The sequence below is a fragment of the Peptostreptococcus russellii genome, from assembly GCF_003012055.1.
Taxonomy (GTDB): domain Bacteria; phylum Bacillota; class Clostridia; order Peptostreptococcales; family Peptostreptococcaceae; genus Peptostreptococcus; species Peptostreptococcus russellii.
Map to the genome: position 1 here is coordinate 1 of NZ_JYGE01000006.1, position 23,076 is coordinate 23,076.

The 23,076-nt window shown below is 29.9% G+C and carries 20 protein-coding genes, 2 tRNA genes and 1 rRNA gene; 13 read left to right on the forward strand and 10 right to left on the reverse strand.

Annotation, left to right across the window (positions count from 1 at the left end; genetic code table 11):
• Positions 1–413, reverse strand: a 16S ribosomal RNA gene (locus UF10_RS06620); the annotation flags it as partial.
• A gap of 1,354 nt (positions 414–1,767) precedes the next feature.
• Between UF10_RS06620 and UF10_RS06625 the strand changes: the two genes are divergently transcribed.
• The 6 genes from UF10_RS06625 (at position 1,768) to UF10_RS06650 (ending at position 8,038) form a co-directional block, all read left to right on the forward strand.
• Entirely contained in the window at positions 1,768–2,766 is a 999-nt protein-coding gene (locus tag UF10_RS06625) for a LacI family DNA-binding transcriptional regulator (protein ID WP_106777038.1), read from the forward strand.
• Positions 2,767–3,241: 475 nt separating this feature from the next.
• Positions 3,242–4,144, forward strand: coding sequence for a ribokinase (rbsK, locus tag UF10_RS06630; RefSeq protein WP_106777039.1), 903 nt, complete (start codon positions 3,242–3,244; stop codon positions 4,142–4,144).
• A gap of 14 nt (positions 4,145–4,158) precedes the next feature.
• A complete protein-coding gene (gene rbsD, locus UF10_RS06635; protein ID WP_106777040.1) occupies positions 4,159–4,602 on the forward strand; it encodes a D-ribose pyranase in 444 nt (147 codons plus the stop codon).
• 15 nt (positions 4,603–4,617) lie between these two features.
• Positions 4,618–6,099 carry a sugar ABC transporter ATP-binding protein gene (locus tag UF10_RS06640; RefSeq protein ID WP_106777041.1) on the forward strand — a complete coding sequence of 494 codons (1,482 nt, stop codon included), beginning with the start codon at positions 4,618–4,620 and terminating at the stop codon, positions 6,097–6,099.
• 1 nt (position 6,100) lies between these two features.
• A complete protein-coding gene (locus UF10_RS06645; protein ID WP_207654580.1) occupies positions 6,101–7,045 on the forward strand; it encodes an ABC transporter permease subunit in 945 nt (314 codons plus the stop codon).
• A 33-nt stretch (positions 7,046–7,078) separates the two neighbouring features.
• The gene (locus UF10_RS06650) at positions 7,079–8,038 is read left to right on the forward strand and encodes a D-ribose ABC transporter substrate-binding protein (protein ID WP_106777043.1); all 960 of its coding nucleotides are present in this window, start codon (positions 7,079–7,081) and stop codon (positions 8,036–8,038) included.
• A gap of 98 nt (positions 8,039–8,136) precedes the next feature.
• Here the strand turns inward: UF10_RS06650 and UF10_RS06655 are convergent, their stop codons facing one another.
• From UF10_RS06655 to pepT, 5 genes are all read right to left on the reverse strand, one after another.
• Positions 8,137–9,597, reverse strand: coding sequence for a cell wall-binding repeat-containing protein (locus UF10_RS06655; RefSeq protein ID WP_146130772.1), 1,461 nt, complete (start codon positions 9,595–9,597; stop codon positions 8,137–8,139).
• A gap of 61 nt (positions 9,598–9,658) precedes the next feature.
• On the reverse strand, positions 9,659–11,791 hold the full coding sequence (locus tag UF10_RS06660; RefSeq protein WP_106777045.1) for a hypothetical protein: 2,133 nt from the start codon (positions 11,789–11,791) through the stop codon (positions 9,659–9,661).
• Positions 11,788–12,033: a hypothetical protein gene (locus UF10_RS06665; protein WP_146130773.1), complete on the reverse strand. Its 246-nt coding sequence runs from the start codon at positions 12,031–12,033 to the stop codon at positions 11,788–11,790. The genes UF10_RS06660 and UF10_RS06665 overlap by 4 nt, the downstream gene beginning before the upstream one ends.
• A gap of 8 nt (positions 12,034–12,041) precedes the next feature.
• Entirely contained in the window at positions 12,042–12,212 is a 171-nt protein-coding gene (locus UF10_RS09250) for a hypothetical protein (RefSeq protein ID WP_170062462.1), read from the reverse strand.
• A 259-nt stretch (positions 12,213–12,471) separates the two neighbouring features.
• On the reverse strand, positions 12,472–13,701 hold the full coding sequence (pepT, locus tag UF10_RS06675) for a peptidase T (protein WP_106777048.1): 1,230 nt from the start codon (positions 13,699–13,701) through the stop codon (positions 12,472–12,474).
• Between the two features lie 287 nt (positions 13,702–13,988).
• Between pepT and UF10_RS06680 the strand changes: the two genes are divergently transcribed.
• Positions 13,989–14,065 (forward strand) — tRNA-Arg (locus tag UF10_RS06680).
• A gap of 22 nt (positions 14,066–14,087) precedes the next feature.
• Positions 14,088–14,489, forward strand: a complete 402-nt coding sequence (locus UF10_RS06685) for a hypothetical protein (protein ID WP_106777049.1) — start codon at positions 14,088–14,090, stop codon at positions 14,487–14,489.
• 347 nt (positions 14,490–14,836) lie between these two features.
• Here the strand turns inward: UF10_RS06685 and UF10_RS06690 are convergent, their stop codons facing one another.
• Complete coding sequence (locus UF10_RS06690) at positions 14,837–15,751, reverse strand: MarR family winged helix-turn-helix transcriptional regulator (protein ID WP_106777050.1); 915 nt, start codon at positions 15,749–15,751, stop codon at positions 14,837–14,839.
• Positions 15,752–16,187: 436 nt separating this feature from the next.
• On the opposite strand from UF10_RS06690, the gene UF10_RS06695 reads away from it, so the two are divergent.
• Positions 16,188–16,604 carry a CopY/TcrY family copper transport repressor gene (locus UF10_RS06695; protein WP_106777051.1) on the forward strand — a complete coding sequence of 139 codons (417 nt, stop codon included), beginning with the start codon at positions 16,188–16,190 and terminating at the stop codon, positions 16,602–16,604.
• A 121-nt stretch (positions 16,605–16,725) separates the two neighbouring features.
• On the opposite strand, the gene UF10_RS06700 is transcribed toward UF10_RS06695, so the two are convergent.
• The gene (locus UF10_RS06700) at positions 16,726–16,977 is read right to left on the reverse strand and encodes a TIGR03905 family TSCPD domain-containing protein (protein WP_106777052.1); all 252 of its coding nucleotides are present in this window, start codon (positions 16,975–16,977) and stop codon (positions 16,726–16,728) included.
• Positions 16,978–17,309: 332 nt separating this feature from the next.
• Complete coding sequence (locus UF10_RS06705; RefSeq protein ID WP_106777053.1) at positions 17,310–17,510, reverse strand: PspC domain-containing protein; 201 nt, start codon at positions 17,508–17,510, stop codon at positions 17,310–17,312.
• 577 nt (positions 17,511–18,087) lie between these two features.
• Here UF10_RS06705 and UF10_RS06710 point away from each other — a divergent pair.
• The 4 genes from UF10_RS06710 (at position 18,088) to UF10_RS06720 (ending at position 21,227) form a co-directional block, all read left to right on the forward strand.
• Positions 18,088–18,981, forward strand: coding sequence for an ROK family protein (locus UF10_RS06710; RefSeq protein ID WP_106777054.1), 894 nt, complete (start codon positions 18,088–18,090; stop codon positions 18,979–18,981).
• A gap of 521 nt (positions 18,982–19,502) precedes the next feature.
• Positions 19,503–19,631, forward strand: coding sequence for a hypothetical protein (locus tag UF10_RS09405; RefSeq protein WP_278309094.1), 129 nt, complete (start codon positions 19,503–19,505; stop codon positions 19,629–19,631).
• 545 nt (positions 19,632–20,176) lie between these two features.
• Positions 20,177–20,250: transfer RNA gene (locus UF10_RS06715), tRNA-Arg, on the forward strand.
• A gap of 128 nt (positions 20,251–20,378) precedes the next feature.
• A complete protein-coding gene (locus tag UF10_RS06720) occupies positions 20,379–21,227 on the forward strand; it encodes a putative RNA methyltransferase (RefSeq protein ID WP_106777055.1) in 849 nt (282 codons plus the stop codon).
• A 206-nt stretch (positions 21,228–21,433) separates the two neighbouring features.
• Here the strand turns inward: UF10_RS06720 and UF10_RS06725 are convergent, their stop codons facing one another.
• Positions 21,434–22,756, reverse strand: a complete 1,323-nt coding sequence (locus tag UF10_RS06725) for a metallophosphoesterase (RefSeq protein ID WP_242969070.1) — start codon at positions 22,754–22,756, stop codon at positions 21,434–21,436.
• Between the last annotated feature and the right edge of the window lie 320 nt (positions 22,757–23,076).

Below are 23,076 nucleotides of genomic sequence, written 5' to 3' on the forward strand. Positions count from 1 at the left end.
GTTCACGCGGCGTTGCTGCATCAGGCTTTCGCCCATTGTGCAATATTCCCCACTGCTGCCTCCCGTAGGAGTTTGGACCGTGTCTCAGTTCCAATGTGGCCGATCACCCTCTCAGGTCGGCTACTGATCGTGGCCTTGGTAGGCTTTTACCCCACCAACTAGCTAATCAGACGCGGGTCCATCCTATACCGCTAACGCTTTGATACACCGAAGATGCCATCAGTGTACGTTATCATGTATTAGTATGCTTTTCAGCATGTTATCCATGTGTATAGGGCAGGTTACCCACGCGTTACTCACCCGTCCGCCGCTCAGTCTTCTCTGGTGCAAGCACCAAAGGGACCGCGCTCGACTTGCATGTGTTAAGCACGCCGCCAGCGTTCATCCTGAGCCAGGATCAAACTCTCGTTAAAAAATTTGTCTGCTCAGATAATTATCTCGAAATATCTGGCTTGGTTTGTTTGTGGTTTAAACAAGTTTGCTTGTTTAAACAGTTAATTTCAAATGCTTTATTTAAAAAGCTTTATTGAATTAACCTGCTGTTCAATTTTCAAAGTTCATTGTGCGTCGTGTTTTGACGACTTATTAATAATAACATTTTTAAAAGTTTTTGTCAACACTTTTTTAATTTTTTATTTTCAAGTGAATCGGTTCTTTTAAATTTTGTTTTTATCTGCGTCTCAAGGACAAGTAATAATATAGCATCTATTTTAGTTAATGTCAATATATTTTTATATTTTTTTAAAAAGTTTTTTCATCTTTAAAAAGTTATCCTTAATTTAGTAGCTATATAATAGATCCCTAACTAGATGGAATGAATCTTTTTATTCTTAGTTATAGATAGCTTTTTTCTTACTTGATGGGTGGCTTTTATTGTGCCTTAAGCTTTTCCTATTATGAGATAACATATTATAGGTAGCTTTTATTACAATCTCTATATATGTATATTCTTTTACTATAATCTCTATATATGTATATTATAGTGCCTTAATTACTATACATATTAATATGTATATTCATGTACAAGTTTATGTACAATAAATTAAACGTAAAGCTTATTAAGATAATTCTATTATAATAGCTGATCTTTCTTACAATCCTATCTTCCTTACAATCCTAGTCAAAATACTTCCACAATCAATATATCTATTTATCTTTTGCCCTTTATAAAACAACTACTTAATTAAGCTATTTATTGTATTAACTATAATACCCCCAACTTTTTTAAACTAACATTATAAAACTTAATTTTAGACAATCAAAGCTCTCCTAAAATTAAATGATAAAAGTCTGTAGACTATAAGCAGTTTGCTTTTCTACACTTTTATGTTGTCAGGTAACTTGCTTTTATATAATTATCTATGCTTTTTATACTCGTAATCGATTTGTTTTTCTATATATTTTGTATTATCAAGCAATTTATTCTCATATAACTTTCTATACTTTTATGCTAGCAGGCAAGTTATTTGCTTTTCTATACTTTTCTACCAGCAAGTGATTTATTTTTCTAGCAAGTAATTTACTTTTCTATAGCTTTTATATTCTTAAAATAGCCCACTTTCTCTATTTTAAAGAATATTTTAACTACTCTTTTGAAATATTATTGACTGTAAAAAGTATTAGATGTACAATATATGTAAACGGTTACATATGCCGTATAGAATTTTCTTACTTATTATAACTTATTTATAGTTAATCAAAAATCCAAGTCGATTTTATATAAATAGGAATGATATATTAAGTATCTATGAATTGTGAGGTAAATAAATGTCAACAATTAAAGATGTCGCTGAGCTAGTTGGTCTATCAGTAGCTACTGTTTCTAGGTATCTCAATAATAGTGGTTACGTCAGCGAAAATGCTAGAAAAAAGATATCACTAGCTATTAAAACTTTGAACTATACTCCTAATGAGGTTGCAAGGTCACTTTACAATAAAACCTCCAAACTTATAGGACTTCTAGTTCCCCAAATTGATAATCCATACTTTAGTAACATAATAAAGGGTGTAGAATCTGTATGTAATAAGAGAGGCTTTCATCTCATCGTTAGTAATGTAGATAACCTTAGAGATGAAAAAAAATATATGGAATCTTTTATGACTAATAATATTGCTGGTATTATTTCATCTACAGGCTTTTTAGATGATCAATCTAATACTATCAACTGCCCCATTGTCGGAGTTGATCGAGCTATAGATAATTTCGAGCATGCTGTTTTCTACGATGAAGAAAATGGCGGCAAATTATCGGCCCAAGCAATAATAAATTCTGGTTGTAAAAATGTTCTTGTTGGATCTGGTCCAAAAGACCTTGAAATAGCAGAAAAAAGATTAAAAGGCGCTTTATCTATATTAGATAAGCACTCTATAAACTATGACATACATTATTCAAAAGGATATGATTATGAATCAGCTAAAGAATTTGTGGAGTTTTTAAAGTCTTCTAGTACAAACTATGACTCAATTATAGCTTCTAGTGACTTACATGCTCTCACTTGCTCACTATATTTAAATAAAATAGGAGCTTGTATACCTGATGATGTACAAATCGTTGGATATGACGATACAATTTTTTCAAAATTGTCAAATCCAAATATCTCAACTATAAATCATGATGGTGATCTTTTGGGAGAAAAAGCCGCTGAAATGCTTATAGATTTAATAGAAGGAAAAGAGCTTGAAAATAATAAAGTACAACTCTTTTCAAAGCTAATAGAAAAAGATTCTTTGAGAAAAAACTCCAATCGGGAGAATTTGCCACTTTAAAAATAAACTTAGTAATATAAAATTACTTTGAAAGAAGTCTTTTTATATAGATATAATTTTTCTTATTTTTATAAGAACTTAATTTTTATAAGAACTTATAAGAGTCATACTTTTATATAAAGATTTTTGCTTATATAAAGGCTCTCTTATTTTTAAAGGACTTCAAGAAAGAGCTTCTACAGAAACTTTTACTTAAAGTTAAAGTATCCAGTATCTGTGAAATAATATATTTATTTAAGCATATTTAAAATCAAAGCTAATATCTATTATATGCTTAGTATATTTTATTATTACTAGAAATATTATGCTTTTTAGAATAATATTTACTATATTTTTATGATTTTTCTTTTACTTGATATTATTGGATATGTTTTTTCCTTCTATTTTGGGTATATATAAAAAATAAGAACTTAAGCATTTGATAATACACTTATATAATTAAATAAAACTTAATAATTGAAACGGAGGTAATTAAATGAGTAAAATTTTAGTTTTAGGAAGTCTTTCAACTGATTTTGTGGCTACAACAGACATCAGACCAGATGTAGGTGAAACTGTACAGGGTAATTCATTCTTTACAACTTTTGGCGGAAAGGGTTCAAATCAAGCTGTTGCTGCAAGTAGGCTAGAATCTAAAGTAATAATGCTTGGAAAAGTTGGAGATGATTCATTTGCCAATTCAATAGTCGATAATCTTTCAGATAATGGTGTAGATGTAAGTTGCGTGGAATCGGTTACACATACCTCTTCTGGAGCAGCAGTTATTACTATTTCTGACTCTGACAACTCTATCGTCTACGTTCCAGGTGCAAATGGATGCGTTGATGCTGAGTATGTAAATAAATATAAAAAAGAAATTTTATCTTGTGATATAGCAGTTGCACAACATGAAGTTTCAGAAGAAGCTGTAGAAGCTCTTGCAAATATATGTGAAGAAGGAAAAATACCTTTCGTATTGAATCCAGCACCATATAGAAAGGTTAAGGAGTCAATCTTAGAAAAGGCTACTTACCTACTACCTAACGAAAGTGAGTGCAAGCTTTTATATCCAAATCTGTCTATAGAAGAAGCTGTAGCAAAGTATCCAAACAAACTTTTGGTTACTATGGGATCTCAGGGAGTATTCTTCAATGATGGCGAAAAAAGTCATCTTGTTCCAACTTTCAAGGTAGATGCAGTCGATACTACAGGTGCAGGAGACACATTTATCGGTGGATTTTCAACTGCAATTTCAAATGGATTATCAATAGAAGATTCTATTACTCTTGCAAACCTAGCAGCTAGCCAGTCCGTAACAAAGATGGGTGCTCAGGGTGGAATGCCTAAGCTAGAAGATTTAAAGAATAATAAAAACTACAAGTCTAGCTGGAATTTATAAGTAAGGAGCTTGATATGAAAAAACACGGAATTTTAAATAGCGAAATATCTAAGGTCCTATCAGACCTTGGACACACTGACCAAATAACAATAGCAGACTGCGGTCTTCCTGTTCCAGATGGAGTGGCAAAAATAGACCTTGCTCTTAAGCTTGGAGTTCCTAGCTTTCAAGATGTGCTTGAAGTCCTACTTGAGGATATGAAAGTGGAAAAAGTTATCTTGGCAGAAGAAATAAAGGATAAAAATCCCAATCAGTTAAGTGATATAGAAAATAAACTAGAAGAGCACTACCCTTCAAAAGCTGTTGTAGATAGCTTCAATAAAAAGGCTCCCATTGAAAGTGAGTTTATATCACACGAGGATTTTAAAAAACTAACTAAAAACTCCAAAGTTATTATTAGAACAGGGGAAGCTAGTCCCTACTCCAATATTATACTTCAATCAGGAGTAATCTTTTAAAAAGGAGGTAGAAAAATGCATATTAAAATGGAAAACATTTGGAAGTCATTCGGTACAAATTCAGTACTTGAAGGAGTTGACGTAGATATCAAGCCTGGCACAGTGCATGCTCTTATGGGAGAAAACGGAGCTGGTAAATCTACTCTAATGAACATTCTTACAGGACTTCACAAAAAAGATAAGGGCAAAATATTTGTAGATGGAAAAGAAATAAACTATACAAATATCAATGAATCAGAAGATGATGGAATATACTTTATACATCAAGAAATAAATGATTATCCAGAAATGACCGTTTTACAAAATATATTTGTTGCTAACGAAATAACTACAAAGCTAGGCTTTTTAGATAATCAAAAAATGAAAGAAAAAGCAGAATCAGTATTTAAAACATTGGGAATAGATATATCTCTAGATTCTAAAATAAAGGACTTGTCAGTGGGACAAAGACAACTTATCGAGATAGCCAAGGTCTTAATGAAAGATGCTAAATTTATAGTTATGGATGAGCCTAGTGCCTCTTTGATGACTGAAGAAATTGAAAGACTTTTTAAAATTATAAAAGATCTCAAGGCAAAGGGAGTGACAGTTGTATATATCTCTCATAGAATGGAAGAAATATTTGAAATATGTGATTATATAACAGTTATGAGAGATGGTAAATCTGTTGATACAAAAGCTGTATCTGAAAGTAACTATGATGAAGTCGTAAGAAAGATGGTCGGACGTGAAATCACAGACTACTACCCTGAAAAAACTAATGAAATAAAAGATACAATCTTTGAAGCTAAGAATCTGGAATCAAATGGAGTCTTTAAAAACATTAATTTTCATGTGAGAGAAGGAGAAATACTAGGCTTCTCTGGACTTATGGGATCTGGGAGAACTGAAATTATGAGGGCTGTCTTTGGCTTAGATCCATTGAATAGCGGCGAAATTATACTTAAGGGTGAAAAATTGAATATAAAAGGTCCTAAAGATTCTATATCTAAAGGAATAGGTTTTATCACTGAGGATAGAAAAGACGAGGGATTAATACTCGATGAGTCTATCAATGATAATATTATTTTACCTGTAATTAGTCAGTTTGCCAAAAATCATATAATTAATGACTCAGAAGTACATGATTTGGTAGATATGCTAGTCAATAGATTGAAAATAAAATCCGAATCCAGAAATGATTCAGCCTCTTCTCTATCAGGTGGTAATCAACAAAAGGTCGTACTGGCAAAATGGATAACTATCAGTCCACAAGTACTTATACTAGACGAGCCTACTAGAGGTGTTGATGTTGGTGCAAAGAGAGAAATTTATACTTTGATAAATGAATTAGCTGAAAAGGGTGTAGCTATAATCGTAGTATCCAGCGACCTTCCAGAACTTCTAGGAATAAGCGACAGAATAATGGTTGTTCATGAAGGTAAAATAACAGGTGAGCTATCAAGAGAAGAAGCTACACAAGAAAAAATTATGACTTATGCAACAGGAGGACAGTAAAATGGTAAAAACTAAAATGAAAAATAAAGACCTTGGAATATTAGGTCCTATTATAGCACTTATCGTTCTAATGATTTTTGTAACTATATTAAATCCCAGCTTTATAAAACCAAGTAACCTTATAAACCTTCTTAGACAGGTTTCAGTAAATGCTCTTATAGCATTTGGTATGTCATTTGTAATACTAACTGGAGGAATAGACCTTAGTGTCGGATCCGTTTTAGCTCTTACATCTGCTATATTTGCAGGTCTTTTGGGAATGGGAGTTCCACCTATGCTAGGTGTAGTAATAGCTCTTGCAGTTGGTGGTTTATTAGGTGCAATCAACGGCATACTTATCACAAAAGGTAAGATGGCACCATTTATAGCCACACTAGCTACTATGACAATTTTTAGAGGACTAACACTTGTTTATACTGGTGGTAACCCTATCACAAACTTTAGTGATGCTTTCTCATATAAATTTATTGGTAGAGGATATGTACTTGGTATTCCTTGGCCAGTTATATTGATGATTATATTCTTTGCAATAGCATTTGTAATACTTAATAAAACTCCTTTTGGTAGAAAAACTTATGCCATAGGTGGAAATGAAAAAGCTTCTTTTATATCAGGAATTAAAACAGATTCTGTAAAAATAAAAATTTATGCAATATCAGGATTTTTAGCTGCTATGGCAGGTCTTATACTTACTTCAAGACTAAACTCAGCACAGCCAACTGCAGGTACAGCATATGAAATGGATGCAATCGCAGCAGTAGTTCTTGGTGGTATCAGTATGTCAGGTGGTAAAGGATCTATAGCTGGTACCTTAGTAGGTGCTTTGATACTAGGTACTCTAAACAACGGTCTAAATATGTTGGGAGTATCAAGCTTTTACCAGCAAATAGTAAAAGGCATAGTAATCCTTATAGCAGTACTTATAGATAGAAAGAGAAATAAATAATATAATTTGAAAATATTAATAGGAGGCTAAAAAATGAAGAAAAAGATTGCTTTATTAATAGCTGCCTTTCTAGTAGCTACGGCTACATTGACAGGCTGTAAAAGTAATAGATTTGTATATTTAGAAGGTGAAAAACCTGGTAAAAACGAACAGACAGTTGAGAAAAAAGACGCAAAAGATTTAAAGATTGGTCTATCGCTGTCTACTTTAAATAATCCATTTTTCGTATCTGTAAGAGATGGTGCTCAAAAAGAAGCTGACAAAGTTGGAGCAAAGTTGATTATTTCAGACGCTAGAGATGATGCTGCTACACAGTCTAATAATATGTCAGACCTAATACAGCAAGGTGTAGACATTATATTAGTTAATCCAGTTGATTCAGATGCTATATCTACATCTGTATCTGCAGCAAATGAAGCTGGTATACCAGTAATAGCCCTAGACAGAAACTCAGAAGGTGGAAAACTTCTATCACTGGTAGCTTCAGACAATGTAAAAGGTGGAGAAATGGCTGCACAGTTTATAATAGACAAGGCTGGTAAAGGAGCAAACGTCGCTCAGCTAGAAGGTATTCCAGGAGCCTCTGCAACTAATGAAAGAGGTAAGGGCTTTGAAAATATAGCTAGTAAAGAGTTAAACGTTGTTACATCACAATCTGCTGATTTTGATAGAGCAAAAGGTCTTACTGTTATGGAAAATATTTTGCAAGCAAATTCAGATATAAAGGGTGTATTTTGCCAAAATGACGAAATGGCCTTAGGTGCTTTGGAAGCTATATCTAATGTTGGAAAGAAAGATCAGATTACAGTAGTTGGTTTTGATGGTACTGAAGGTGCTATTAGCTCTGTAAAGGATGGAAAGCTAGACGCAACAGTGGCTCAGCAACCAGATAAAATAGGTGAATTAGGTGTAAATGCAGCAGTTGAATTCTTTGCTGGAAAAACGATACCTGCAAATATATCTTCACCATTAAAGCTTGTTGAGAAAAACTAACAAGTGCATATTTGTGTGATTGGAAATAACTTATATAAAAAGTTAAAATATAAAAAAGGAAGTCGAATTCGACTTCCTTTTTTATTAATATTTATTAATTATTTAATTTTAGACATTTCTTGTGATATTTTTACTGCAGTAGAATATCTATTCGGACCTGAAATCCTTTGTTTTTTATTAACATTTAATCCATCATAAATATTTTTAGAGACTGACTTTTCTCCTCCTCCAACAATTATATTATTTATCTTCCATTTTTCAATGTCTTTACTTGTAACTTCATTTAATTCACTAGGATTAGTTAAGTGAATTGGACACTTATATTTAGCTGCTAAACTATTTATAGTAATACCATCTGGGAAATCAGTTCCATCTACAAGTATCATATCATCTTTATTTCCACTTTTTTCTCTTACTTTATTTCCTATTATAGATGCTGTTTCGTATCTATTTTGTCCACCTAATCTTTCAACTGATTTTATTTTTAAATCATTATTTAAGTAGTTTTCTATTTCCTTGCTTATAGATGATTTTTCTCCACCTATTGAGACAGAATTTACTTTCCAATCTTTTAGAGTGTTTTCCGTTGTTTTGTTCAACTTCTTAGGTTCGCTTATTAAGATTGGAGCTCTTTTTTGTGTGGCTAATGCAGATATAGTAATTACATCTGGGAAGTTTGTTCCATCAACCAACATAACTGAATCTTCATTAGCAGTTAATCTTCTTACTTCTTTCCCTATCTCTCTAGCTGTTCCGTATCTATCTTTTCCAGCATATCTTATTACATTAAAATCTGAAAGTTGATCGACAACCTTTTTAGACACAGATTTTTCTCCGCCAGATATAATTACATCACCTGTTCCTCTTCTTTTTAACTCTGATAAAGTCTCCTCTGTAATATTGTCTGTATCTGTCAATAAAATAGGGCAGTTTCTTTCGTTTGCTAAAACTGTAGCTGTTAATACATCAGTATACTTCTTTCCGTTTGCCAAGACTGCTGTGGCATTTTCGGTTTCTGGAGTTTCACCTCCAACACCACCGCCACCACCGGTGCTTGTCTTTTCATTAGATACTTCTAAAATTAAAGTATCTTTATTTGATATAAGTATTCCATCATCTGTTTCTTTTAATTCCTTTTTATTTCCATCTTTATCTTCTAAGTCTATGAATTTTACTCTTTTATTAAATCCTTCAACTTGATTGATTAAAAATACACCATTTTGCTGAGATTTTGAATCGAATTTAATATCTTTCAAGTCTTCATATCCAGACTTCTTTGTTTCAGTAAGCTTGAATTTTTTATTAAAATTCAAGCCTTTAATAGATAGTGTTCCATCCATTGTCTTATAAGAATCTACCTTTTCTCCTTCATGTAGATTAAATTCAAAATCGTCACTTGTATCCTTGCCATTTACTTTTTTATTCAACTTTACATTAAAATATGGATTTGAAAATTGCGTCTTATTTATTGTAGTTGAAGCATTTGATGACAATATAAACTCTTGCTTTGATTTTTTATTGTCCTTTGTTTTAACATTCATTACAGCTTCATTGTTCACAATAGCTGATGTTTCATTCTTAAGTAACTCTTGATTATCAAATTTAACATTATATTCTATGTTAATTTTTTTCAGGAATATCTTTACTAGATGCCAGTGAAAATATATTTTTTATCCCAACCGTATTTCCATCTGAGTCTTTTTCTAAATCTTCCTGTCTTTCTAGCTTAATGTCGTCATTATCTATTTTTACATCACTAATGCTTACAAATCTTGAATTGAAGCTTCTCTTATCTTTAAATCTTAAAGTGTATTCTATTCGTATGCCCTTTGTATCCATAGAAAACTTTTCCCCTAAAAGATCCTTTAGATTAATTGAAAGTTTATATTTTCTAATATTTTGATTTTCAGCATCCTTAGTTACTGACTTACTAATTCCCATACTATATCTTACTGTATCTGATTTTTTTTCTATAGAATCCTTTTTAGGATTTTTATATGTCGCTATAACTGTATTAGTAGCGCTATAATTATTTGCTATTTTTCCATCTATATAGCTCTTAAATAGCAATACATAGGAAGTTCCTTCCTTTGCTTCCTCTATATCAAATGAAAGCTTTCCATTTTCATTATTTATTTTTACATCACTAGGTTTTTTATTTTCTATAGAAAATTCTTTTAGATACTTCGAATTTTCACCTGATATTTCATTTGAATCTACTTCATAAAGGACTGGCTGTCCAATTATATCTTTATTATAGTAATTAGAATAGTTATCTACTACGTTTATATTCTTTGATGGGTTTCCAAGTGAGTTTACTAGTATTCTATGCTCTACTATAGTTTTATCATCACTCATTGGAATTGATACTTTTTCTGTACCATAAGTTTTTGTTTGAGTATTATCCCCAGGATCAGACTGAGTGATTGATTCCTCATCAACAGTAACCTCCTGAGTTTCATGTTTACCAGCTTTGAAGCATGGTTCGATGCTTCCCTTTACTATTATTGGAGCTTCTGGTAAATTTGTGTAGTCAAATTTAGCCTTGTTACTCTTAACCTTTCCAACTGTGTCATATTCAACAATTAATCTTCTGCCTGAATTATTTTCATCAAACTTATAGTTTTCAGCTACATCTTCATTCAAGTTTTCCTCGCCTATTTCACTTGCATCTTTTTTAATAACAAAGCCGTAATGATCACTTATATCTAAAAAAGGATCTTCATACTCATTATATCCAAGTGGGTATACTGGATTATTTTTAATTTCTTTTTCGGATGCTTTTATATATAAATATGGAAAATTTAAATCCTTGTGTATAGGAGCATTCAGTACCTTACTTACACTTGTGATTTTGCTATCTAGATCTCCAAACTCCATATTAATAGTTTTTCCTTCAGTGTTTACCTTTACACTGTTCGTTATGTCTTTTTCATTCTTTGATTTATCTTCTAAAAGCACTTTCACATTCTTTATAGCTATTTCAGCACCATTTTCTTTTGCTGATATTGTGTCAATAAATTTCTCTGCACCTATAGCCTTATTATATGGGTTTAAAATAACTCTCCAAGTGGAAGTATCTCCTTCTTCTTTTATTCTATTTTTTATTATTCTTGTTTTCACTGGAGTTTCTTTAGTATCTGTTTTATTTTCATCAAAAGTAACAACACTCTTAACTTTTTTATTATTTAAAGCTTCCAATGTCTCTGAATCCAATTTTTCTAAGCTATCTACTGGAATAACTCTCTCATATACAAAGTTCCCTTTTTCATTTCTCTTAAGTTCTGTATCTTTTGATAGCTCTTCTTTTGATATCAGGCTAGATAAGCCTTCTGGTAATTCCAACTTTTCATTAATTTTTATCAAATCTATTTCTTCATCAATATTTATTACTAGGAATTTACTTACCAAATCCCCATCTTGATTAAAACTAAATTTTCTATTTGCTATGGCTGGATCAGGAACTTCCTTTTCTTCAATACCAAGTTCGATTAATTGACTTTCTGTATTTATCTTATCTGATACACTTATTCTAGCCTTATTTAAGCCTTTAGTTCCATCTTTTAACGTTACCTTATAACTAATAGATATATCACTCTCTTTTACTTTTTCAATTATGAAATTTGAATCATCACTTTTTATATTAATATTGTCGTAATCAAAAATATGTCCTTCTATTTTTGACAATGTAATCTCTGCTGATTCATTGTAATTTGAGTTTTCATTATATTTTTGATAGTTAGGTTTACTCATTTCAAAACCATATCTATTGATACTTTTTTCGATGATGCTTTCATGTAAAAGTCAAAACTAAAGCCTTCTGTTGTGATCAAAGCATCAGAATCTTTTGGTGTTACTAACTTAAGTTTTCCATCACTTATTTGATATTCGATTTTTTGATTATCTTCGCCTTCAATTTCTCCATTACCTCGCAAATCTTCGTATGGAAAATCCATCTCGTACTCTGTATTACCCTTTAAATTCAAAGCAGCCATTTTAAATGTTAATATCGGATTTGAATTTTTTCTAATATTATTTTCTCCCTCTTTAAATTTTCAAATGTAAGCTTTGTCTCAAGTTGTTCTCTAGACAAACTTGAATCCACTATATCTGCCGCCATAGATGGAATCAAGGACGAAAGAGCTAATAATATAGCCATCGATATAGAAATCATTTTTTGAAATAACGTTTTTCTTAACATAAGTACTCCCTTCTTTTTAAATTGAACTAATTAATAAAACAAAACAATATATACCTAACCTTGTATAGTATATATGCTAGCATTTTTATTCTAATTATACAATACATTACATATTTTCAGTTATTTTTAAAATATTAATTAAAAATCATAAAGTTAGAAAGTATATATATCTGAAAAAACATTTGATAAATAAAAAAGAAGGGTTTCCCCTTCTTTTTTATTTATATTTAATTTATAATCCTTGTTCAGCAAATTTTTCTGCTATCTTTACAACTAGTTTCGCACCAGCTTCCATAGCTTCTACACTTACCATTTCGTTTCTGCCGTGGAAGTTAATTCCTCCAGCAAATAAGTTAGGGCAAGGAAGTCCCATAAATGATAATCTAGCTCCATCTGTTCCTCCTCTAATAGGAATTACATTTGGTTTTACTCCGATATCCTTCATAGCATCTACAGCTACATCTACAACAAACATGTGCTTTTCTACTATTTCTCTCATATTATAGTAGCTATCTGTTATTTTTACGGATATTCTATTATTATGCTTTGCTGATAGTTCATCTATTGTCTTTTGGAAGAATTTTTTTCTTTCTTCAAATTTATCCTTGTCATGATCACGAATAATATAATTCATCATTGTTTCGTCTGCATTTCCCTGCATATCATTTAAATGATAGAAACCTTCATATCCTTCTGTTGTTTCTGGTCTTTCACTCTTAGGGAAAGCGTCCATCACATCTGCTGATATATAAATAGAGTTTATCATCTTGTCTTTTGCAGAACCAGGATGAACATTTCTACCTTCTATAGTTACAATTGCAGATGCTGCATTGAAGTTTTCATACTCAAGTTCTCCTAATTCACCACCATCAAGAGTGTATGCATATTTAGCACCAAACTTTTCAACATCAAAGTAATCTGCTCCTGCACCTATTTCTTCATCTGGTGTAAATCCTACCATAATATCTCCGTGCTTTATTTCTGGATGATTTTTTAGGTATTCTATACCTGTAATAATTTCAGCTATACCAGCCTTATCATCTGCACCTAATAGAGTACTTCCATCAGTAACTATTACTGTTTGACCCTTGAAGCGTTCGATTTCTGGATAGTCTTTTAATGAAGTTACTATACCCTTATCGGCATCTAGAACTATATCCTTTCCATCGTAGTTTTCTATGATTCTAGGCTTAACATCCTTTCCTGATATATCTGGACTTGTATCCATATGTGAGATAAATCCTATTGGACTTATTCCTTCAGTGTTAGCTGCTAACTTTGCCATTATATAGCAATTATCGTCTAAAGTAATATCCTCTAGCCCTATTTCCTCAAGTTCCTTAACTAATACCTTAGCTAGATCAAACTGCTTCTGTGTAGATGGACTACTGCTTGAGTTTGGATCAGATTGTGTATCAATAGAAACATAATTCAAAAATCTTGATAAAACCTTTTCTCTCATGTCGACCTCCCAAAAAATCTATTTAAAATCATACTATGATTTCACACTAACATTATACCACTATTTGAAGTTATTTTCGTTATTTTCTAAAAATTTATAAGATTATTTTTACTATATTATGATTTCTGTCTATAATTTTTTAATTTATATGAAATTTTTAATAAAAGGATAAATATTTTTGAGTACCTGACTTTTAATAAATAGTTATTCTTAAATTAGCACACTATCTAATAAATAGTAATTAAAATCCTGCTTTTATGTTATAATATTATTTGTAAATTATTTTAGCGCCTATAGCTCAACTGGATAGAGCTGCAGACTTCGGATCTGTGAGTTGTGGGTTCAAATCCTACTAGGCGCACCATTATTTTTTAGAGGTGTTAAATATGTATGTAATTTTTAGAGATGAAATGATTGATAGTGAAGATATTATAGAGAAAATAAATAAAAGTACAAACTTTAAAGTTATTACAGATCTTACTAAGGCTACAAAAAGAGAAGATGTGATGAGCTTTAAAATGGCTATCCCTGTAGAAAAGCTAGACGAAAACACAATATTTGACTGGGAAAATGAAGAACTTGTAAATGAATTGTTCTCAAAAACTGAAAGTCTTACTAGAGATATTTTGGACTTTTTCCCCAAGTATACTGTTGAGGCATCTTCTGCCTACAAGTGGGAAGAGCTAGATAACTCTATTTATATTGTAATAGTTATTGCTAATATTGATATCAAGCTAAAGAAATTAAAATTGGATATTTTACCAAGAATGATGAAGCAGGTGGATTAATTTTCCACCTGTTTTTTTATACTCACTTATGAAAAAACTTACTTCTTAACTAATTTTTTAATATAGCTCTAATAACCCCCTAGTTCTTAACTGCTTCATACTGTTTATAACTTCATTAATCTATAGTTTTTTAACTGTCTTATTAAAATATATAATTATCCCTTTACTAATTAGCCCTTAGTTAGCTATAAATAATTAAATTACAGCTTTGCTGATACTATAACTTATAATTATTTTGCCTTATTTATCTTTTTACTACTACTTTTTACTTTCAAAGTTTATATAAAATAAATAAACCGTAGGTATTCCCTACGGTTTATTTCTACACAAATATATTTTATCGATTTTTATTCAGTTATTTCTCTCTTACAATCACTATTTTCTAAGTGTTGATGCTTTCCATTACACTTTCTTTCTTTATTAGCACAGTGTTCATCATTCATATTTCCATGATGATTTCTTTTACACTCTCTATTTTCAGTGTTATGCTCATGATGATTTCTTTTACACTCTCTATTTCCTAGATCATTTTCTCCAGACTTTCTACATTCATTATGTCTTTTTGAGAATTCACCTTTATGTTCGCCATGACAATTTTTTCCATGACCTTCACCCATATTATGCTTTCCCTTACACTCATGACCTTCAGCATTTGATTCATTATGTTTACAATGATGACCATGACCATGCATATCCTTGCCACGACCACAATGTCCATGATGTCCAAATCCTCTTCCCATTTCCATTAGTTCTTCTACCTTTTCAGTTCCCATTCTTCTACAAGCTGATTTCATCCATTCCTCCATATCTTCTCTATTATCATTGGTAATGATACTTTCTAATTTTTCTATCAATCTAATTAAATATCCATCTAATATTTCTTGTTCTTCTTCATTTAAACAGTCAAATACCTCACCTAGATTATTTTTCTGCTCTTCTTTTTCATCTTTTCCCTTGCCTTTTTCTGTAATATATACAAGCATCACTCTTTTATCTTCCTCAGAAGCTCTTCTCTCTACATATCCATTGCTCTCAAGCTTTCCAAGTAGTTCATTTAAAGACTGAGTTCTAATCCCAAGTAAATAGGCAAGATCCTTTGTACTAATTCCAGATTGAACTCTAAGCATTGCTAGTACTCTACCCTGACCTCTAGTTACATCCGAATTCATACCATTGACTTCTCTGTTTATCATGTGATATCTATGTAAGCCATGCTGTAGAGTCGATAGCTTTTTATATATTTCCATTTGTTTTTCATTCATATGATTTCCCTCCTCAATATCTAACAGGTACCTTATGAATATAAGTATAACAGGTACCTTCTATATTGTCAAGAAGAAAACAATAAGTGCAAGTAATATCTATCTTTTACTCTTAGCTTCTTATATTACTTCTTATATTGCTTCTTTTATTGCTTCTTATATTACTTCTTATATTACTTCTTTTACTTTATTATTTTACTTTATTATTTTACTTTCTTCTTTTACTTTCTTCTTTTACTTTTTTTAATAACTATTAAATATTTTCTTCTTAAAGTTAATTGAGTTTTTTATAAATTAACATATTAAAATATGTTTATACGCGTGTATTCATATAAATAAATAGACACAATCGCCATATCTGTATATTGACAAATAACAACTACAAGTGTAGATTATTATATAATAACTGACTATAAAATAAAGGGAGGCTTATTCTATGAGAATTTGTAACTGCAATATAAGTGATGCTGAGTTAGAAGTGATGAATATACTCTGGGAAAAGGACTCTGCAACTAGTAGAGAACTTAGCTCTATATTGGAAAAGAAAAAGGATTGGAAAAATACTACTGTCAAAACTCTTCTCAGTCGATTGGTAGATAAAGGCTTTCTAGGAACAGAGAAAGTAAGCAATTATTTTGTTTATTCAGCTCTTATTTCAAAGGAATCCACTCTAGAATATCTAACTAGAAACTTTAATTCAAATATTTGTAGTAAATCAGTCGCTGATGTTATTTATCAATTAATTAATGACAATGACTTGTCTTCTGATGATATATCAAGATTAGAAAATCTTTTAAAGAAAAAAACTGCAAATGACAATATAAAGTGTAACTGTATTCCAGAAGATCACTAATATTAAGCTTTGTTCTATAAACTTATATATTTATACTATCTTCTAAATTATTATTTTCTATAATAAAAAGGCGATGTGATGATATCACATCGCCTTTAGTATCTTTCATATAAATACTAGACTACTTTACAGCATCTCTTAAAGCAAAAGAAAGCTGATCAGGACATGATGTTTTCTTTCCACCACATGTAATTCCTTCAAGTCTTTCTGCAATGTCTAGAGCTTTTTCTCCCTTTACTAGAGATTTAATTCCTAGAGTATTTCCAGGACACCCTCCTACAAAAGTAACATCTTCTATTGTATTATCATCATTTAGTATTATCTCCATCTCTTTACAACAAACTCCAGATGGGTTGAATTTAATATTCTTCATATGTTTTCTCCTTCCAAATTTTAATTTTTTTCTTTATATTTCTAACTACAAATAAAACTCCCTTACCATTCTAACATTGATAAGCATTAACAACAAGCAAAATATAAGTAAAAGCTTACTTTATACAATAAGAGTATATTCTATTTTTCTGGTATTTTATTTTTCTATCTAAAAGTTATATAAATATTCTATAAAAGACTTAATTACAGCAAAAAAAGAAATAGATATAAAATAATAAACATCTATTTCTCAGTCACTTTTTATATTAAGCTATAAATTTTGGAAATTAAAACTAGAACTCTTTAGAAGCTCAAGGTACACACTCCAAAAAACTATCTATAGTCAATTTCACTCTTTTTAGGTACAATTATTGCCATTATTATATATAATATTAATCCTGCACCCCAAAGTAATGAGATTAGTACCCATATAATCCTAACTATTGTTGGATCTACGTCAAAAATCTCAGCTATTCCGCCACATACTCCTGCAATCATCACATATTTTTCTGATCTATACAGTCTTCTCTGCATAACAATCTCTCCTTTATTAACTCTAATTTTAAAATTCAACTTTTACAGACTCTACACCTCTAGTTTACATTCTAAAAAACATTAAATCAATAATTATTAACCTATATTTAATAAAAACAAACTATAATTTATATTTTTATTCATATTTTCTATAAAAGCTTTATTTTCATTAGAATTCTAATCTTATTTGATTTTTATATATAATCTGATATCAAATAAGAGTTCTCTTCTAGATCTAATATAAGATCTTAATAAAAAGATTCTTTCATTTTTGCTAGACTACTTCACTTTTTTCATATATTTTCTTGCATAGATATAATATATGATCTTTATCAAAAGATTATTTCATTTTTTACTAGACTACTTCTCTAATTAACACTAGAACTTTATCTTTTTCACCTACATCTTTTATATATTATTGATTATTCTTTCCTTTTATCCTATACTTATCTTGAACTTTTAATTATTATCTACTTTTATTTCAATTCTAGTAAATAATTTATTAAATAATTTATTAAATACAAATGATTGTTTGGAAGGGAGGATACAAGCCTTAACGCTTGTTTATATAAATTATATGAATAACTTTATTTGTTTTGATATAGGTGCTACATCTATAAAATATGGTATTTTAAAAGAAAATGGTGAAATTATCCATAAAAGTAATATGGACTCTGATGCCAGAAGTGTGGGAGGAAGAGGGATTATAGAAAAGCTTATAGATAAGATTAACTATTTTAAAAATATTTATAAATTATCTGGAATAGCTATTTCTTCTCATGGAATGATTGATTCTAAAAATGGTATCGTACTTCATGCTGATAATCATTTAATTCCCAATTATTCAGGCTTAAATATAAAATCTATACTTGAAAAAAGAACTAATCTTTTATGTGAGCTTGAAAATGATGTTAATTGTGCTGGTCTAGGAGAGTTATGGCTAGATGATAGCCCATCTTCAGGCTTGCTAGCTATGATTACAGTAGGAACTGGTATAGGAGCTTGTCTAATAAACAACGGTGAGCTTATAAGAGGTAATACTATGTGTGCTGGTGAAATTGGTAAGACTATTATTCCTGATGGTCGATTTGAGGATTTGGCTTCTACTTATGCTATGACTTGCTCTTTAGAGAAAAAACTTGCAAGAGATCCTGAAAGCATTAACGGAAAAATGGTCTTTGAAGAAATTGAAAAGGGAAATAGCTTGGCAATAGAGGCAGTTGATAATATGATTGAAAATCTAGCAATAGGAATTTCTAACTTTTGCTTTACATTTAATCCAGCTATTATCTTTCTTGGTGGTGGTATTATGGCTCAAGAATCCTACTTTAAACCAAGGATTGATGAAAAAATGAAAAAGTATCTTCCTGAGGTTATATATAAGGGCACTGAGATAAAATTTGCAAAACTAAAAAATGATGCTGGTATGATTGGTGCCCTAAAGAACTTTAAGAATATACATAACTTATAAAACAACTCTTTTTTCTTATATAACATTATTTTGCATTAATATTTAAAGATGATAAGGCTTGCCCTAAAATACTCAGCAAGCCTTTTTTTGATACCTTCATTATTAAAGTGTATTAATCATGATTATAAACCTTACTTTCTTTACTTTAATAAAGCAAATATATCGTGAAAATGTTTTCACAAAGTGTATACCTGAGCACTTGCAATTCCTAGAAAGTTATGAATTAAATTATTCACTTTTTGTAGAAAAACATCAAAAAAACACAAAAAAATCTTTTGAAGTATTTTCTTATTAAATACAGTTTTACCTTATTTAAGTATGCAAAACTCAATCAAAAATAAATTTTAAATACTATTCCTTTATTAAGTTAAATTGATGGAAAATTTTAAAAATCCCTTATATTTTTTCTTTCAAAAAAGGGTTGACCTTTTAATTATAGGTGTTATAATAAAGATAGAAAGATAAATAAATAACAATACTTAACAGGAATTATAACAAACTTTTAAAGGGAGGTAACGATTATGAAAAAGGAATTATTGAAAATGGATGAAAGAATGAACAATGCTAACGAAAGACTTGATTTAACTAAGGATGAAGAGAAATTCTTAAAGAACAATCTTCTTTACAGAATGATCATGTTATTCGACTAACTTCACTAAGAAACTAAAAGGAGACGTGATTTTAGACTCTAGATAGAAATTAGGTGGAATTTTTGGACAATTTATTAACGAGATAAAGTGGGCGGATTGATAAAAATCTCGCCCACTTTTTTTAACTTAAAATGCCTTTTTTTGTTTATTTATTTAAGTTTTATATTATGAAGTTTACTTTTTGCTATATTTTTGTATTATAAACTTGATTTACCATAAAGCTCTTTTCTATTCCAACTTTCTTTTAAAGCTCTAAATAAGCATTTTCATGTTATTTTTTTGTATTCTAAAGTTATTACCTTCTTTCTTATGTTTTTTATATGTATTTCTTGTATTTCTATACTATGCCTTCTAAGTATCTAAAGCACTGCTCTTATGAAGCATTTTTAATTGGCAAATATTATAAATTTATGATATTATATATATTATAGAATTAGAATAACTCTTATTAAGTAAGTTCACTTTAAATATAAAGTAACTTTCTTTTATTGAGTTTTTACTAATTTAAATTGAATTAATAAGAAGCTGGTTTTTATAAATAATATGTCTCCGTAGCTCAGTCGGATAGAGCACTCGCCTCCTAAGCGAGGGGTCGGAAGTTCGAATCTTCTCGGGGACGCTAAAGAGCTATAAAACTTTAAAGTTTTATAGCTCTTTTATGATAAATAGAAATACTAGCTAGTTTGCATGATAAAAGAAATTATAGCCAGCTGCTTAAAATATAAATAGTATATCAAGGAGGCAATTATGAATAATGATAAAATAAGTAAGTTTAAGAAAGCCGAAGAAAGCTTTAGATGTCCCATATGTAATTTAGCTCTATATCTAGATGGAAAAAGTTTAAAATGTGAAAATAAGCACTCCTTCGACATAGCAAAGCAAGGTTATATAAACCTTTTAATGAATTCCAAAAAACAAAAACTTTATGATAAATCATCTTTTGAAAATAGAAGGCTAATACTAGAATCAGGATTTTATGATCATATACTCAAGGAAATAGTGGACTTTATAGATAATAATCAAATTAATAAGATTTTGGATATAGGGTGTGGAGAAGGATATTATTCTAATAGTATAAATCAGATGTCTTCTAAAGATCTTGATATCTATTCTTTTGATATATCCAAGGATTCTATTGTTTTAGCTAGTAAGGGTGATAATTCTAACTCTGTAAAATACTTTGTATCTGATTTGGCTGATATAGCAATACAAAATTCGTCAATTGATTGTATTTTAGATATTTTTTCTCCAGCAAACTATAAAGAGTTTAAAAGAATATTAAAAAATGATGCTTTTCTTTTGAAGGTAATACCTGGTGAAAATCATTTGAAAGAAATAAGAGAAAAGGTCAAGGATAAATTGAATAAGGAAATCTATTCAAATCTAGAAATTATTAAATGCTTTGAAGAATCTTTTCAAATACTTGACCATAAAAAGACTTCCGCTACTTATAAACTCTCTAGCAAGGAAAGAGACTCTCTTATACATATGACCCCTCTACTATTTAATATCGATACAGACGAAATTGATTGGAGCGATGTTAGAGATATTACAATCGATGCTGAAATATTAATCGCTAAAAAGAAATTAGATTAGTATATTAACTCGGATTTAATTATTTATAAATAGCTACATTTTAATTATTTGATAAAATTTAAGGCCACGCATTATCCTGCGTGACCTTATTTTTACTTATGTTTAAATTATTATGTTTATTTGTAACTATATCACTATATAATTACATATCTATATAACCGAATAACTACACAACTACACAACTACACAACCATTTTAACAAATATCTACATTTTAATTTCAAATTTATTATGTGAAGAATCAAAGTCCATATATATACTATCTAGATAAGATATTAAAAATGTTTCCTCACCATATTTTTTCCATCTTTTATAGTTTATATTTTCTATATTTAAATCTTCTCTTTCTTTCATTCTTCCTGAAAAATAAAATAGATTTGTATCTATCACAAAATTCATCATTTCTCTTTTTTCCTCTAGACTTATATTTATTTTATTCAAAACAGGCTCTATCTGATCTTTTGTGCAATCAATAAAAAACTCTTTAGAAATTTCATTAAAATTTAAGAGTTTATCATCTTTCCAACCATATTTTTTTGCCCAGTATTCTACATCTATACTTTGAGATTCGTATTCTATACTTCCTCTTGCATCTGCATGAATACTAGCATATAAATGAGGATACAAGGCCACAGAAGCTATTGCAGCGTCTAATACTCCTTCATTTTTCGATATATGTTGTATGTGCATATGACCACTTAAATTTAATCTTACATTATGGTCACTAAATAACTTGATTAACTTAGAGCTATTTGATATCTTATAGCCTGATATAAACATCTTATTGTGTGCAAGTATATTTTGATGCGTAACCGAAATAACCGATAAGTTATTAATACTAGCTATATTGAGCATTTTTTCAATCCATTTATATGTTTGATTTGATATATGTAGATCATTTTGTCCACAGCTGGTTTCTATCATCAAGATACACTGGAAATTATTTATCATATACATATAGCTAAGAGAATTCTTATCCCTTCCTATCACTTTTGGATCTTCATCAGAATAGGAAAACTCCGAATAAATCTCCTTAAACTCTTCTTTACTTACAGAATCAACTCTTTTTTCCTCATCAAGTATAAAACTTTTAGCTTTTTCATTGTCTATATCGTGATTCCCTGGAATTATCAAAACATCTATACCTTTATCTTTTAAGATTTTAAACTTCTTTGCTATCTTTTGATGACTTGCTTTTTCACCATTGTAGCTAATATCACCGCTGACTATTATTGCATCTGGCTTTTTCTTAATCATCTCTAATATGAAAGAGTCTAAAACTTGATCTATATATCTAACCGTCTTAGCATCTCCCTTTTCCACATTCCTCACAAATGCTTGACCGTAGTCTGTCAAACTTGGATCTAAATAGTGAATATCGCTTATATGAACCAAATCTAGCTCATTGGAATTCTGATCAAAATCTATATGAGGTATAGTTTTTTCAATCAGTCTTCTTGATTTTTTTCTTTTTTCTATCAAAAATATAAAACTAGCAACTATTACTATCATTAAAATTATAAAAGTCACAAGAACCACCTTCCTTATAAAGTATTCGATATTTATTTTAATACTATTTATCTCTTAGCATCATAATTACCCTTTATATTGTCTATATTTTTCTATTACTTAGTTTTTTGCTACTTATTATTTTATATTTCATTTGATTGAACTACTATACTTACCTATAATTATCTATCTCTTAAGTTTAGCAATTTACTTGAATCTATATATTTACTTGGATTTTTCTATTGCCCGAATCTTTTTTGCTACTTAAATATTTTTTGTTTTTCAGTAAACTCCCATATACTTATTATAGACCATATAGAAAAAAATAGTAATTTCTATTC

What these genes read in the sequence shown, in the direction of transcription:
- UF10_RS06665 (WP_146130773.1), bottom strand. Translation starts at nt 12,033, where the DNA reads ATGGCTGCTTTGAATTTAAAGGGTAATACAGAGTACGAGATGGATTTT.
- UF10_RS06720 (WP_106777055.1), top strand. Translation starts at nt 20,379, where the DNA reads ATGAATAATGATAAAATAAGTAAGTTTAAGAAAGCCGAAGAAAGCTTT.
- UF10_RS06625 (WP_106777038.1), top strand. Translation starts at nt 1,768, where the DNA reads ATGTCAACAATTAAAGATGTCGCTGAGCTAGTTGGTCTATCAGTAGCT.
- pepT (WP_106777048.1), bottom strand. Translation starts at nt 13,701, where the DNA reads ATGAGAGAAAAGGTTTTATCAAGATTTTTGAATTATGTTTCTATTGAT.
- UF10_RS06685 (WP_106777049.1), top strand. Translation starts at nt 14,088, where the DNA reads ATGTATGTAATTTTTAGAGATGAAATGATTGATAGTGAAGATATTATA.
- UF10_RS09250 (WP_170062462.1), bottom strand. Translation starts at nt 12,212, where the DNA reads ATGATTTCTATATCGATGGCTATATTATTAGCTCTTTCGTCCTTGATT.
- rbsD (WP_106777040.1), top strand. Translation starts at nt 4,159, where the DNA reads ATGAAAAAACACGGAATTTTAAATAGCGAAATATCTAAGGTCCTATCA.
- UF10_RS06710 (WP_106777054.1), top strand. Translation starts at nt 18,088, where the DNA reads ATGAATAACTTTATTTGTTTTGATATAGGTGCTACATCTATAAAATAT.
- UF10_RS06695 (WP_106777051.1), top strand. Translation starts at nt 16,188, where the DNA reads ATGAGAATTTGTAACTGCAATATAAGTGATGCTGAGTTAGAAGTGATG.
- UF10_RS09405 (WP_278309094.1), top strand. Translation starts at nt 19,503, where the DNA reads ATGAAAAAGGAATTATTGAAAATGGATGAAAGAATGAACAATGCTAAC.
- UF10_RS06700 (WP_106777052.1), bottom strand. Translation starts at nt 16,977, where the DNA reads ATGAAGAATATTAAATTCAACCCATCTGGAGTTTGTTGTAAAGAGATG.
- rbsK (WP_106777039.1), top strand. Translation starts at nt 3,242, where the DNA reads ATGAGTAAAATTTTAGTTTTAGGAAGTCTTTCAACTGATTTTGTGGCT.
- UF10_RS06645 (WP_207654580.1), top strand. Translation starts at nt 6,101, where the DNA reads ATGGTAAAAACTAAAATGAAAAATAAAGACCTTGGAATATTAGGTCCT.
- UF10_RS06650 (WP_106777043.1), top strand. Translation starts at nt 7,079, where the DNA reads ATGAAGAAAAAGATTGCTTTATTAATAGCTGCCTTTCTAGTAGCTACG.
- UF10_RS06690 (WP_106777050.1), bottom strand. Translation starts at nt 15,751, where the DNA reads ATGAATGAAAAACAAATGGAAATATATAAAAAGCTATCGACTCTACAG.
- UF10_RS06660 (WP_106777045.1), bottom strand. Translation starts at nt 11,791, where the DNA reads ATGAGTAAACCTAACTATCAAAAATATAATGAAAACTCAAATTACAAT.
- UF10_RS06640 (WP_106777041.1), top strand. Translation starts at nt 4,618, where the DNA reads ATGCATATTAAAATGGAAAACATTTGGAAGTCATTCGGTACAAATTCA.
- UF10_RS06705 (WP_106777053.1), bottom strand. Translation starts at nt 17,510, where the DNA reads ATGCAGAGAAGACTGTATAGATCAGAAAAATATGTGATGATTGCAGGA.